The sequence below is a fragment of the Variovorax sp. RA8 genome, from assembly GCF_901827175.1.
In the GTDB taxonomy this organism is placed as follows: Bacteria; Pseudomonadota; Gammaproteobacteria; order Burkholderiales; family Burkholderiaceae_C; genus Variovorax.
In genome coordinates, this window is record NZ_LR594662.1 from 136,379 (window position 1) to 148,915 (window position 12,537).

Sequence of the window (12,537 nt, forward strand, 5' to 3'; positions counted from 1 at the left end):
GACAGGGACCTTGTCGCCGCGATGGGCGGCAAGAGGGGAGAGAAATGCTACGCCTCGCGGCCCGGCGCGTCCATGTGCCGAATGGCCGGGCCGCGGGTCGGTTGGCTGGCGGGAAGAGATGGCCGATCAGTGGCGTCGAAGCGTGCCTCACCTCTGCGCGCGTGGTGTCATGCGCAAACCTCTCGGACACGGGCGCGTAGCCAGCGATGCGCGAGATCGCCATCCATTCGTGGATGCCACATCATCGACACCGTGAGCTCCGGTGCCGCCATCGGGAGCGGGAAGCTGTGCAGCCCGCTTCTCAGTCCCGCGGTGTGCCGTTCGGGAACACTGGCGATCAGGTCGCAGGTGCGTGCCAGTGCCAACGCGGTCGAAAAGCCGCCGACGACCGTGGCGATATCCCGCTCCAGGCCGAACGGCCTCAATGCCTCGTCGATCGGACCCTTGTCGAAGCCGCGGCGCGACACGGCGACATGCCTCCCGGCTGCATAGCGGGCCGCAGTGATCTCGGCCTGGCACAGCGGATGCCCTGGGCGCACGACGCCGATGAACCGGTCGCGGAACAATGCCTGCACACGGACTTCGGGACTCGTCGTCTCGCCGATGACGCCCGTCTCCAGATCCACGCTCCCGTCCCGGAGCAAGGTGCTCTCCCTGTCCGGTTTCTGCACGAAGCGCAGCCGTACGCCAGGCGCTTGCACGCCGATCAGGTCGATGAGGCCGGGGCCGAAGGTTTCGACAAAGCCTTCGCTGGACCGCAGCGTGAATATCCGCTTGAGCTCCTTCGGATCCAGTGCCTCGGCAGGTCGCAGGACCGCCTCGGCTTCCTGGACAAGGCGATTGACCTGCTCGCGCAGTTCGACGGCGCGTGGCGTCGGCACGAGGCCGCGCCCGGCCCTGACCAGGAGCGGGTCACCGGTCGTGTCACGCAGTCGCGCCAGCGCCCGGCTCATCGCCGACGGGCTCAGCCGCAACCGCCGGGCCGCGCGCGCGACGCTGCCTTCGGCGAGCAGGACATCCAGGGTGACAAGCAGGTTGAAGTCGGGCGCGGACATCGGCCAACGCTAGCACGGGACGGCCGTGACATGGCGTCAAACGCATGAATATCCTGCAACTGCTGCGTCTTCCGCTATTTCAGGCGGCGACCTATCTTCCTGGACATGAATCAAGGAGTACTCATGAACAGCAATACCTTTGAGATGTCGATCGATGGAATCAGGTCGGTTTGGGGGCCTCTCGACGACCATGTGATCGCCAGCTGCAGCCGGCACCTCGAGAACCTCCTGCGGGCCCCAGCCACGGAGCCGTGGCTGGCGGCGTTGCACCGCGAAGCACCGGCCAACAAGGAGTTGTACCGGGACCCGACGCACGGATTCGTGCTCCTGGCCCACACGGAACATGCGGGGCTCTACAGGCCGCCACACGACCACGGGAGGGGTTGGGTCATCTATGCGGTCCAGCACGGCCAGGTCGAGATGAGAACCTATGCCCGGGTCGCGAATGCCGATGGCAGCGTACGGTTGGTGCGCAGGGATTCGACCTTGCTGCGCCCCGGGCAGGTGCAGGTGTATCTGCCAGGCGACATCCATGACACGCGTTGCATGACCGGGACCGCGCTTCTGTTCCGCTTCACGGAGCGCGACTTGAAGAAGGAGGACCAGGAAGAACATCGGGTGTCGAGGTTCGTGGAGCGTGACGGCAACTGGACGCTCGGCACGCCATGACGAAGCGCCTCACCCCAGGTGTGGGAAGCCGCGTGGCGCCGGGGTCGATGGCATCCAGCGCGCTCGATGCGGCCCCCGCGCCTTCCTTGCCGTCGGGCGCCGTCGCGGTCGCGGCTGTGCTCGCGGCCATGGTGCTTGTGGTGCTCGACGCGGGCATCGTCAACGTGGCATTGCCGACGATCGCAGGAGCGCTGCAGGTGACGCCCGCCATGTCGGTATGGATCGTTACGGCGTACCAGGCGGCGCTCGTGATGGGCTTGCTGCCCTTGGCCGCACTCGGGGAGAGCGTGGGCCATCGCCGGGTTTTCACGGCCGGCGTTGCCGTGTTCACGGCAGCATCGGTCTTGTGCGCCTGCGCGCCGTCGCTACCGTGGCTGGTCGCCGCCCGCTTCCTCCAGGGCCTCGGTGGGGCTGGCGTCATGGCGCTCGGCGTCGCCCTGTTGCGTGCCGTCGTTCCGCACCGGCAGCTTGGCGCCGCCATCGGCTGGAATGCGCTTGCGGTTGCGCTGTCTTCCGCAGCCGGTCCGGCGATCGGCGCGATGATCCTGTCGGGGCTGGGTTGGCACTGGCTGTTCGCGCTGAACCTGCCCCTGGGAGGCGCCGTGTTGCTCGCCGCCCGGGCGCTGCCGCGCCGCGGCGGTACCGGTCGACGGCTGGACCGGCTCAGCGTGGCGCTCAATGCCGGCGCCTTCGCGGCGCTGGTCTTGGGCGCCGACCTGCTGCTGGAGAAGCCGTTGGCGGCGGCCGCACTGTTGGCCGTGGGCGGCTTTGTCCTGACGGCGCTGGTCCGGCGCGAAATGCCCAAGGACGCGCCCATGATTCCGCTCGACCTGCTTCGTGCGATGCCGTTCCGGATCTCCGTGGTCGCGTCGGTCTGCTGCTTCGCCGGTACGACCGCCGGGTTGATGGCGCTGCCTTTCCATCTTCAGCATGGCCTGGGGCAGGACGCCTTCACGGCCGGGCTGTGCATGACGCCCTGGCCCTTGACGGTGGCTCTTGTGGCGCCGCTCGCCGGGCGCATCGCCGAGCGCGTATCGACCGCCTGGCTCTGTGCCGCAGGCGGTGCGCTGGTCGCCGTCGGCCTCGCGGCTGCCTCGCTTTGGCCGCTGCAGGGTCCGGTGCCGCTGGTCCTGCTCACCGTGCTGTGCGGCCTGGGCTTCGGCATCTTCCAGGTGCCCAACAACCGCAGCATGTTCCTCTCGGCACCACCCGAACGAAGTGGAGCCGCAGGCGGCATGCAAGGCACCGCCAGGTTGGCCGGCCAGACCGCCGGCGGGGTCATCACGAGCCTGCTCTTCAGCGTCGCGCCCGACGATCTGGCGCCGCGGATCGGCCTCGCCATCGGCGCCGTGCTGGCCTTGGCGGCAGCCATCGTGAGCATGGCGCGCGCAAGACCCGCGATGCAGCAACCCTCAGGCCGGCGGCACGCGACGCCGCACGCTCAGCGCCTGTCGAGCAGGCGCCTGAGCAGGTCCTCGAGCTGGTCGGCGTCCACCGGCTTGGTCAGGTGTGCGAAGAAGCCGGCGTCGAAGCTCAGCTGGCGGTCGCGCTCCTGCCCGTAGCCGGTGATCGCGATCAGCGGGGGCGGGTTCGCGACCTCGGCGCGCACGCGCTCGGCCACCTGCAGGCCGCTGAGTCCGGGCAGCCCGATATCAAGCAGCACCAGGTCGGGCGCCAGCTGCTTGATGGCGTCCAGCGCCGTCGGGCCGTCGTGCCGCACCGACGCGCGGCAGCCCAGCACCTCCATCAGCTCGGCCATGGTGTGGGCCGAGTCCTGGTTGTCGTCCACCACCAGCACCAACGGACGGCCGTCGAGCTGTGTTCCGTCCGCCTGCCCCCGCTCGGCGATCGTCGGCGGCACCGACAGCGGCAGCCGCACCACGAATTCGCTCCCTTCGCCCGGCACGCCCCTGCTGTAGGCAGCCACGTCCCCACTATGCAGGCTGACCAGCTGCTGGACCAGGCTCAGCCCGAGCCCCAGCCCGCCCTGCAGCCGCGCGACGTCCTGCTCGCCCTGCTCGAAGAGGTTGAAGATGCGCCCGATGTCCTGCGACGCGATGCCGGGCCCGTCGTCGCGCACCGTGAGCACCGCCTTGTCGCCGTCGCGGTCGGCGCGGACGTGCACATGGCCACCGGCCGGCGTGAACTTGATGGCGTTGCCCACCAGGTTGCTCAGCACCTGGATCAGGCGCGCCCGATCGCCGGTGACCCACAGCGCCGTGTCATCGGCCTCGATCCGCAGCTGCTGCGACTTGTTCTCGGCCGCGGGTGCCGTCGCCTCGATGGCCTCCGCCACCACCTCCTTCAGGTCGACCGGCTTCGCTTCCAGCCGGATCTTTCCGCTGGTGATGCGGCCGATGTCCAGCAGGTCGTCCACCAGCCGCACCATCTGCTTGAGCTGGCGCGCGATCGTCTCTTGCGCCAGCCGCAGCGTGCGGCTCTCCAGCTTCTCGCGGGCCATCAGCGCCAGCGCGTTCGAGATCGGCGCCAGCGGGTTACGCAGCTCGTGGCCCAGCATGGCCAGGAAGGTGCTGATGCGCCGGCCCTCGTCCTCCAGCGAGCTGGCACGGCGCTGCTCGGTAAGGTCGCGCGTCACCTTGGCGAAGCCGCGCAGCGTGCCGGTCTCGTCGTGCAACGCCGTGATCACCACGCCGGCCCAGAAGCGGGTGCCGTCCTTGCGCACGCGCCAGCCTTCGTCCTGGAACCGCCCGTCCCGGCGTGCGATGCGCAGCTCCTCGTTGGGCCAGCCGGTGGCCTGCGCGTCGGGCGGGTAGAAGGTCGAGAAATGCCGGCCGATGATCTCGTGCGCCTCGTAGCCCTTGAAACGCCGCGCGCCGGCGTTCCAGCTCACCACGTGGCCGCTGGGGTCGAGCATGAAGATCGCGTAGTCCTTCACGCCCTCCATCAGCAGCCGGAAGCGCTCCTCGCTCATGCGCAGCTGCTCTTCGTGGCGGCGGCGATCCGTCAGGTCGCGGGTGATCTTGGAAAAGCCGCGGAAGTGTCCGTCCGCGTCGATCAGCCGAGTGATGATGACGTTGGCCCAGAAGCGCGTGCCGTCCTTGCGCAGGCGCCAGCCCTCGTCCTCGAAGCGCCCGGTCTCGCGCGCCACCTTCAGCTCGTGCTCGGGCCAGCCGCGCTCGAGCTGTTCCGCCGGATAGAAGATGGAGAAATGGCGCCCGATCACCTCGTGCGCCGCGTAGCCCTTGATCCTGCGTGCACCGGTGTTCCAGCTGCGAACCACCCCGCCCGGGTCCAGGAGGAAGATGGCGTAGTCGCCCACCGCGTCGACCATCAGCCGGAAGTCCGCGTCGCCGGGTGCGGTCAGCGCCGGCGGCGGGGCGACGGGCGGGAATGGGACTTCGCGGGCATCTGCCATGCTGTGGGTCGATCGAGGCCGGTTGCCGCGTCCGCCATGAGGCTGGCACGGCTGCGTAGAGCCGGCGCGTCCTCGGGGGTGCCGGGATGCGCCGGGGCGGAATCGTCGCAGTCTAGCGGCGCGGAACCGGGTGCGCAGTCGGACAGATGCCCGGGTTTCGCGTGCCTCCTGCCGCTCGGCAGTGGCTGGCGAGCCCGCGCCGCATTCACCGGGCACGGCAGGCTGCGGGGACGGACAAGCGGACGATGAGGCAGGCGCCGCAGACGCCGGAGCAGGACGCCGCGCCCTGGGCGCGTCACAGTTCAGGCCATGCAGCAAGCCCTTGTTCCCTACTTCCGCGAAGGCGGCGCCGGCCCTGGCGTGGTCTGTCTCCACGCCAATGCCAGCAGCTGCGCGCAGTGGCGCGGACTGATGGAGCGACTGGCCGCGGGCTGGCATGTGCTCGCGCCCGATTCGCTCGGGGCCGGCCGCAGTCCCGCCTGGCCGGCCGACCGCATCGTGACGCTGGCCGACGAGGTGGCGCTGCTGGAGCCGGTGTTCGCGGCCGCCGGCAATCCCTTCTGCCTGGTCGGCCATTCGTACGGCGGCGCCGTGGCCCTGATGGCCGCCCTCGCATGGCCCGACCGGGTGCGTGCCATCGCGCTGTACGAGCCTACGTTGTTCTCGCTGCTGGAGCAGGAGGCGCCCGGGCAGGAGGCGGCGAACGGCATCCGCTTCGCCGCCGCCGATGCCGCGGCCGCCGTCGCGGCCGGCGACCTCGATGCCGCCGCGGAACGCTTCATCGACTACTGGATGGGCGCGGGCAGCTGGCGCCGCATGCCCGAGGCCCGCCGCGCGCCGATCGCGTCGTCGATGGCCAATGTCGCCGGCTGGGCCCGCGCCCTGTTTTCCGAGCCCACGCCGCTGCAGGCCTTCGGCGCGCTGGAGGTGCCGGTGCTGTACATGACGGGCGCGCAATCGCCGGCCTCGGCGCGCGGCGTCGCGCGGCTGCTGACCGGCGTGCTGGCCGATGCGAGCGTGGTCGAGTTCGAGGCTCTCGGGCACATGGGGCCGGTGACGCATCCCGACGTCGTCAATGACGCGGTGGCCGAATTCCTCGCGCACGGCCGCGCGGCCGAGGCGCACGAACGGTCCGGACATGCGCATGCACCGAGCACGAACGCCGGCGCATAGCGGCCCGGCCGGTGTGTTCTGTTGCCTGCACGCCACCACCGTCGGATAGCATTCGCGCTGACGTTCCTGCCGCGTCCATGGACCTTCGTCCGGGACGGCGGGGCGCATCGAGGACCTGCGCTTGGGCACCGACGACGCTTTCGCCGAATTGGGTTTGGCATCCGGCGCGAGCGAGCGCGAAGTAAAGGCGGCATGGCGCCGGCTGGCCTCGCAGTGGCACCCGGACCGCAACGACAGCGCCGATGCCGTCGCCAGGATGCAGCGCATCAACCAGGCCTTCGAGGAGATCCGCCGCGCCGGATTCTGTGCCGCTCCCGAAGCACCGGCCGCCGAAGCCGATGTCACGACGCCCGCTTCGGCAACCGATCCCGGCTGCGCGGACGACGAGCGCGATGGCGACCCGGCCGCGTACCGCGACGGCGACGGCGACGGCGACGGCACGGCCCGGCAGCGGCGGCCCATCTACCGCAAGGTGAAGTTGACGCTCGAGGAGGCCGCGGCCGGCTGCATCAAGGTGCTGCGAGGCAAGGTCACGCAGACCTGCCGGACCTGCGCGGGCGCGGGCCACCAGGTGCTCGGCGGCCACTGCGTCCGGTGCGGCGGCTCGGGCGCCGTGCCCAAGCGCTCCTTCTTCGGCTGGCCCACCGGCCTGGTCGAATGCGAGGCCTGCCTCGGCGGCGGCATCGCGAGGCAGCCGTGCGCGGCCTGCAGGAGCACCGGGAAGGCGGCCCCGCGCAGCTACCAGCTCAAGGTCCGCATTCCGCATGGCCTGCGCCATGGCGACCTGCTCCACGTCGACGGCCGGCGCCTGCGCCCCGAGCGGCTTCCGGCCGATCTCGAAATCCGCGTCGAGCTGCTGGACCATGCCTTCTTCAAGCTCGACGATGACGGCACCCTTCGCTGCGAGATCCCGGTCGATGGCTTTGCCTGGATCGCGGGCAAGCAGCTCCAGGTGCCGACCCTCACCGGCCTCCAGCCCTTGCAGCTGAGCCGCGGCCGGCTGGCCTACTGCCTGAAGGGCCAGGGATTTCCGGTGGAGCGCCGCGGCGCGCGCGGCGACCAATGGGTCACGCTGGTGCCGGTCTTCCCGGAGCGGCTCAGCACCGACCAGCAGATCCTGCTCGACCAGCTCTGCGCCACGACTTCCGGCGCCGGTGGGGCCGCGGACGAACGGCTCCAGGCGTGGCACCGCGGGCTGCGCGCGTGGGAGCGCGGCCTTCAAGGCTAGTCCACTGAATCACTGAAACTGCTCGGTGGTCGTCCTCCCGATACGGGCGCGCTGCGGCGTTGCAAGTGCTCGGGACCTTCGTGGCATGCGTGTTGCACCAGCGGGCCGGCGGTGCTTCAATGGTCGGCTCCCCGCATGTACACACTGGAGGCGCCATGGCCTACGAAGCCCGCTATGTCTTCAAGCCGAACCCGAGTGCCGATCTGGCTGCCATCATGAAGACGATGGAGCAGGGCGCGGCGCTCTGGCGCAAGCATGGGGCGCCAAGCCCGCGGCTGTGGGCCATCACCGCCGGCGAGCTGGGCAACTACGTGCTCAGCGTGCAGTTCGAGAACGCCCTCGCATTCGCCCAGGTCGTCGACGGCTTGTCGGTCGATCCGGAGTTTCGCGCCTGGCAGGCCCGCAACGCCGAGGCTGGTCTGGTCAGCTGGGTGCGCAGCAACCACGCGCGCGAGCTGGACCTCGGCCAGGATGAGGCCACCGGCACGGCCTAGGCCGGTCGAACCACGCGCAGGCCGCAGCGAGACCGCGCAGGATCAGGACCCCTTCCGGACCAGCGGGCACGCCGACTTCGCGAGCGGCTGGAACGCTTCCGCCGCCGGAATCACCGCCAGCCGCTTGTAGTAGTCCCACGGGTACTTCGACTCGGCCGGCGTCTTCACCTGCATCAAATACATGTCGTGCACCATCCGGCCGTCCTCGCGGATGCGGCCGTTCTTCGCGAAGAAGTCGTTGACCGGCGTGGCCTTCATCTTCGCCATCACCGTGCCGGGTGCGTCGGTGCCGGCATCGCGCACCGCCCGCAGGTAGTGCATCGTCGACGAGTAGTTCGCCGCGTGGATCGCGGTGGGCATCTTCTTCATGCGCTCGAAGAAGCGGCGCGACCACTGGCGGGTCTCGTCGTTGCTGTCCCAGTAAAAGGCCTCCGTCAGCATCACGCCTTGTGCCGCCTTCAGGCCGACGCCGTGGATGTCGGTGATGAACACCGCGAGGCCGGCCAGGTTCTGCTTTGCCGGGTCGATGCCGAATTCCTGCGCCGACTTGATCGCGTTGACGGTGTCGCTGCCGCCGTTGGCCAGGCCGATGATCTTCGCGCCCGAGCCCTTGGCCGCCACCATGAAGGACGAGAAGTCGCTCGCGTTGAAGGGATGGCGCGAGGTCCCCACCACCTTGCCGCCGGCCGAGGTCACCACCTCCGTCACGTCGCGCTCGATCTGCTGGCCGAAGGCGTAGTCGGCCGTGAGGAAGTACCAGCTGTCGCCGCCCTTCTTGACGATCGCGCGGGCGGTGCCGTTGGCCATGGCGTAGGTGTCCCACGCGTAGTGGATGCTGTTGGGCGTGCAGCTCTCGTTCGTGAGGCGCAGCGCGCCGGCGCCATTGATGATGGCGATGCGGTTCTTCTGCTTCGCCATGTCCACCGCGGCGAGGGCCACGGCCGAGTTGGTGAGGTCGGTGATCATGTCCACCTTCTGCACGTCGAACCACTCGCGCGCCTTGTTGGCGGCAATGTCGGCCTTGTTCTGGTGGTCGACTTCCAGCACCTCGATCGGCTTCCCGAGGACCTGGCCGCCGAAGTCTTCCACCGCCATCTTCACCGCCATGGCCGAGCCGCGGCCCGACAGCTCCGACAGCACGCCGCCCATGTCGGTGATGACGCCGATGCGCACCGCGCCGTCGGAAATGCCATCTCCCTGCGCCTGTGCTTGCGCGATCGAGGCGATGGCGAGGGCGGCGGCGCCGCATGCCCCTGCAATTCTGTTCACGATGATGTCTCCTTCGTTGTCAGATCACGTTGCGGGTGAGGCCGCCGTCCACGCAGATGTTCTGGCCCGTGATGTAGCTGGCGTGCACCGAGGCCAGGAAGGCGCAGAGCCCGCCGAAGTCCTCCGCCGTGCCCAGCCGCTGCATGGGGATGCTGCGGGCCATGTCCTCGCGCACGGCGGCTTCGTCCTGGCCGGTGCGCCGCTGGCGGTCGGCGATCACGCGCTGGAGCGCGCCGGTGTCCATGAGTCCCGGCAACAGGCCGTTGACCGTGATGCCGTGCGGCGCCACCTCCCGGGCCAGCGAGCCCATCGCGCCGGTCAGGCCCACGCGCAGGCTGTTGGAAAGGGCCATGTTCGGATAGAGCTCCTTCACCACGAAGGAGGTGATGTTGAGGATGCGCCCGAAGCGCGCCGCCCGCATCGCGGGCAGGAACGCGCGCACCACCTCGAGCGGGCCGATCACATTGGTCTCGTGGCTGGCACGCCAGGCGGCGAGCTTCGTCTCCTCGAAGGGCGCCGCCGGCGGGCCGCCGGCGTTGGTGACCACGATCGACGGTACGCCGATGCGCGAGACGGCCTCGATCAACCGCGCCCGCTGGTTCTCGTCGCCGATGTCGCCGGGCACGAACCGGGCCTGCGCCGACAGGCCGCGCGCGGTCGCCTCGCCATGGGCGGCATCGCGCCCATTGAGCAGCACGCGCACGCCTGCCTCGGCGAGCGCACGCGCGCAGGCCAGGCCCAGCCCGCGCGTGCCGCCGAGTACCAGCGCCGTCCTGCCCGCAATGCCGAGGTCCATGGCGGGTCTCTTCTAGAAGGGGCAGGAAGGGTCGAACTTCGGGCTGCGCTTCTCGCGCAGCGAGGCGATGCCTTCCTGCACGTCCGGCCCCGAGAAGCCCATGAACTCGAGCGCCAGCGAGCTGTCGAAAGTGGGCCCGGCCAGGCGCAGCCAGTTGTTCAGCGCGTACTTGGTCCAGCGAATGGCTGTCTGCGAACCGGCGGCCAGCTTCTCCGCCACCTCGAAGGCCTTGGCCACCAACTGGTCCTCCGGCACGGCCAGCGAGACCAGGCCGATGCGCTCGGCCTCCTCGCCCGAGACCGCCTCGCACAGCATCAGGTAGTACTTGGCCTTGGCCATGCCGCACAGCAGCGGCCACACGATGGCCGCGTGGTCGCCGGCCGCGACGCCCAGGCGCGTGTGGCCGTCGATGATGCGCGCCGTGGTGCTGGCGATCGACACGTCGGCCAGCAGGCCCGCGACCAGCCCGGCGCCGACGGCCGGGCCGTGCATCGCCGAGACCACGGGCTTCCCGCAGTTGATCACGTTGTAGACCAGGTCGCGCGCCTCGCGCCAGACGCGGGCACGCACATTGAAGTCGTTCGCCATGTCCTCCACCAGGCCCAGGTCGCCGCCGGCGGAGAAGCCCTTGCCTTCGCCGCGGATCAGCGCCACGCGCGTGGCCGGGTCCTTGTCGATGTCGCTCCAGATGGAGGCCAGCTCGCGGTGCAGGTTGTGGTCGGCGGTGGAGAGCTTCTTGTTGGCGCTCTGCGAGGCGCCCATCACCACCTCGAGGATGCCGTTGGGGTGGGGCTTCAGCGTGAGCGCGCTGTAGTGCGCGTAGGGGTTTTCGTTGGCCATGTTCAAAGTCCTTGTCGGGATGGGAAGAGAGCTCAGATCTTCTTCCTTCCGGCCCAGTAGGGTTCCTTCAGCAGGTTCTTCTGGATCTTGCCGATCGGCGTCTTGGGAAAGCCCTCGACGAAGCGCACCAGCCGCGGCCGCTTGTGGCGCGCGAGCTTCTGCTCGCACTGCGCGACCACCCGCGCCTCTTCCAGCGTGCAGCCCGGCTTGAGCTGCAGGTAGGCGGCCGGCACCTCGCCCCACTTGGCATCGGGAATGCCGAAGACCGCGCACTCCGCCACCTCGGGCAGCTCGTAGAGCACCTGCTCGATCTCTTTCGGGTAGACGTTCTCGCCGCCCGAGATCAGCATGTCCTTGGCGCGGTCGATCAGCGTGATGAAGCCCTCGGCATCTATCACGCCGATATCGCCCGACAGGCCCCAGCCGTTGCCGAGGCGGAAGAACTCGGCGGTCTGCTGTGGCTCGCCGTAGTAGCCGATCATCAGGTTGTCGCCGCGCGAGGCCACCTCGCCCAGCTCGCCAGCGGCGGCGGGCGTGCCGTCGGGGCGCAGCACCGCCACGTCCACGTTGTAGGGCTGGCGGCCCACGCTGCCCAGCTTGTCGTGCGCGCGCTGCCAGGGCAGGGCGGCGATCACGCCCATTTCCGACTGGCCGTAGATCTGCGTCAGGCGCAACTGCGGCAGCTTGCGCATGAGTTCCACCTGAACCCAGTCGGGCATGGGCGCGCCGGCGAAGGAAAGCTTGGTCCAGCTCTGGAGCTGGCGCTGCTCCAGGTCGGGCAGCATGGCCAGCGCATTGGCCTGGGTCGGCACCATGAACGTGGCAGTGATGCGCTCGGCCTCCACCGCATCGATGAAGGCCTGCGGCGACCACGGCGTGACGAAGACCGTCGTGGCGCCGACCAGGATGGCCGGCTGGAACATGATGTTGAGGGCCGCGACGTGAAACAGCGGCGTGACGATCGCGACCACGTCGCCCGCCTCCAGGTGCTCTTCCACCACCACCGTGTGGGCGGTGATGGCACGCGCGCGGTGGTTCATCAGCACGCCCTTGGGATGGCCGGTGGTGCCGCCGGTGTAGGTCATGCAGAAGGGGTCGCGCTCGTCGATGGCGACCTCGGGCGGCATCGACGGCTGGCCGTCGATGAAGCGCTCGAATGCGATGGCGCCCGGCACCTCGGCGCTGCCGCTGCCGATCGCGACGAAGTGCCGGATCTCCGGGCAGGACTCGCGCACCGCCGCCACCTTGTCGGCGAACTGCGCGTCGTAGATCAGCACCCGGGTGTCGGATTTGGCCAGCACGTAGGCCAGCTCCTCCGGCGCATAGAGGATCGAGATGTTGTTGAGCACGCAGCCCGAGCGCGCCACGCCGAAGAACACGGCGCCGTAGGCGGACAGGTTGCGGCACAGCATCGACACGGTCGCGCCGCGGGGCAGGCCCAGGCCCAGCACCGCGTGCGCGACGCGGTCGGCCAGGGCATCGAGCTCGCGGTAGGGCACGCGCTCGCTGCCCTGCGGCCCGCGCAGGACGATGGCCGTCTTGTCCGGGAACCGGTGTGCCGAACGGCGCAGCATGTCTCCTGTCAGCATTTCCAATACCTTTACGAAATGCGGAAAATATTTTCGTTTAGCGTAAAT

At 69.5% G+C, this 12,537-nt stretch carries 10 protein-coding genes and 1 pseudogene; 5 read left to right on the forward strand and 6 right to left on the reverse strand.

All coding sequences use genetic code 11. The features are described 5' to 3' along the window. Positions 1–167: 167 nt before the first annotated feature. A complete protein-coding gene (locus tag E5P3_RS00640; RefSeq protein WP_162584226.1) occupies positions 168–1,055 on the reverse strand; it encodes a LysR family transcriptional regulator in 888 nt (295 codons plus the stop codon). A 123-nt stretch (positions 1,056–1,178) separates the two neighbouring features. Between E5P3_RS00640 and E5P3_RS00645 the strand changes: the two genes are divergently transcribed. Both E5P3_RS00645 and E5P3_RS35630 read left to right on the forward strand, forming a co-directional pair. Next, on the forward strand, positions 1,179–1,724 hold the full coding sequence (locus tag E5P3_RS00645; RefSeq protein WP_162584227.1) for a hypothetical protein: 546 nt from the start codon (positions 1,179–1,181) through the stop codon (positions 1,722–1,724). 128 nt (positions 1,725–1,852) lie between these two features. Beyond that, a pseudogene (locus E5P3_RS35630) lies at positions 1,853–3,109 on the forward strand (MFS transporter); the annotation flags it as partial. 56 nt (positions 3,110–3,165) lie between these two features. Here E5P3_RS35630 and E5P3_RS00650 read toward each other — a convergent pair. After that, entirely contained in the window at positions 3,166–5,100 is a 1,935-nt protein-coding gene (locus tag E5P3_RS00650) for a PAS domain-containing hybrid sensor histidine kinase/response regulator (protein WP_197893924.1), read from the reverse strand. 309 nt (positions 5,101–5,409) lie between these two features. Between E5P3_RS00650 and E5P3_RS00655 the strand changes: the two genes are divergently transcribed. From E5P3_RS00655 to E5P3_RS00665, 3 genes are all read left to right on the forward strand, one after another. Then, on the forward strand, positions 5,410–6,273 hold the full coding sequence (locus E5P3_RS00655) for an alpha/beta fold hydrolase (RefSeq protein ID WP_162584229.1): 864 nt from the start codon (positions 5,410–5,412) through the stop codon (positions 6,271–6,273). 121 nt (positions 6,274–6,394) lie between these two features. Beyond that, positions 6,395–7,501: a DnaJ C-terminal domain-containing protein gene (locus E5P3_RS00660; protein ID WP_232072931.1), complete on the forward strand. Its 1,107-nt coding sequence runs from the start codon at positions 6,395–6,397 to the stop codon at positions 7,499–7,501. Positions 7,502–7,656: 155 nt separating this feature from the next. Beyond that, positions 7,657–7,995: a hypothetical protein gene (locus E5P3_RS00665; protein WP_162584230.1), complete on the forward strand. Its 339-nt coding sequence runs from the start codon at positions 7,657–7,659 to the stop codon at positions 7,993–7,995. A gap of 42 nt (positions 7,996–8,037) precedes the next feature. Here the strand turns inward: E5P3_RS00665 and E5P3_RS00670 are convergent, their stop codons facing one another. The 4 genes from E5P3_RS00670 to E5P3_RS00685 are packed head-to-tail and all read right to left on the reverse strand — an operon-like array spanning position 8,038 to position 12,489. Next, the gene (locus tag E5P3_RS00670) at positions 8,038–9,264 is read right to left on the reverse strand and encodes an ABC transporter substrate-binding protein (RefSeq protein ID WP_443083223.1); all 1,227 of its coding nucleotides are present in this window, start codon (positions 9,262–9,264) and stop codon (positions 8,038–8,040) included. 19 nt (positions 9,265–9,283) lie between these two features. Next, positions 9,284–10,060: an SDR family oxidoreductase gene (locus tag E5P3_RS00675; protein WP_162584231.1), complete on the reverse strand. Its 777-nt coding sequence runs from the start codon at positions 10,058–10,060 to the stop codon at positions 9,284–9,286. 12 nt (positions 10,061–10,072) lie between these two features. Next, on the reverse strand, positions 10,073–10,900 hold the full coding sequence (locus E5P3_RS00680) for an enoyl-CoA hydratase/isomerase family protein (RefSeq protein ID WP_162584232.1): 828 nt from the start codon (positions 10,898–10,900) through the stop codon (positions 10,073–10,075). Positions 10,901–10,932: 32 nt separating this feature from the next. Beyond that, entirely contained in the window at positions 10,933–12,489 is a 1,557-nt protein-coding gene (locus E5P3_RS00685; RefSeq protein ID WP_162584233.1) for an AMP-binding protein, read from the reverse strand. Between the last annotated feature and the right edge of the window lie 48 nt (positions 12,490–12,537).

Excerpts from the sequence above, each read along its gene's own strand:
- E5P3_RS00680 (WP_162584232.1), bottom strand. The coding sequence starts at position 10,900 with ATGGCCAACGAAAACCCCTACGCGCACTACAGCGCGCTCACGCTGAAG.
- E5P3_RS00685 (WP_162584233.1), bottom strand. The coding sequence starts at position 12,489 with ATGCTGACAGGAGACATGCTGCGCCGTTCGGCACACCGGTTCCCGGAC.
- E5P3_RS00655 (WP_162584229.1), top strand. The coding sequence starts at position 5,410 with ATGCAGCAAGCCCTTGTTCCCTACTTCCGCGAAGGCGGCGCCGGCCCT.
- E5P3_RS00665 (WP_162584230.1), top strand. The coding sequence starts at position 7,657 with ATGGCCTACGAAGCCCGCTATGTCTTCAAGCCGAACCCGAGTGCCGAT.
- E5P3_RS00675 (WP_162584231.1), bottom strand. The coding sequence starts at position 10,060 with ATGGACCTCGGCATTGCGGGCAGGACGGCGCTGGTACTCGGCGGCACG.
- E5P3_RS00650 (WP_197893924.1), bottom strand. The coding sequence starts at position 5,100 with ATGGCAGATGCCCGCGAAGTCCCATTCCCGCCCGTCGCCCCGCCGCCG.
- E5P3_RS00645 (WP_162584227.1), top strand. The coding sequence starts at position 1,179 with ATGAACAGCAATACCTTTGAGATGTCGATCGATGGAATCAGGTCGGTT.
- E5P3_RS00640 (WP_162584226.1), bottom strand. The coding sequence starts at position 1,055 with ATGTCCGCGCCCGACTTCAACCTGCTTGTCACCCTGGATGTCCTGCTC.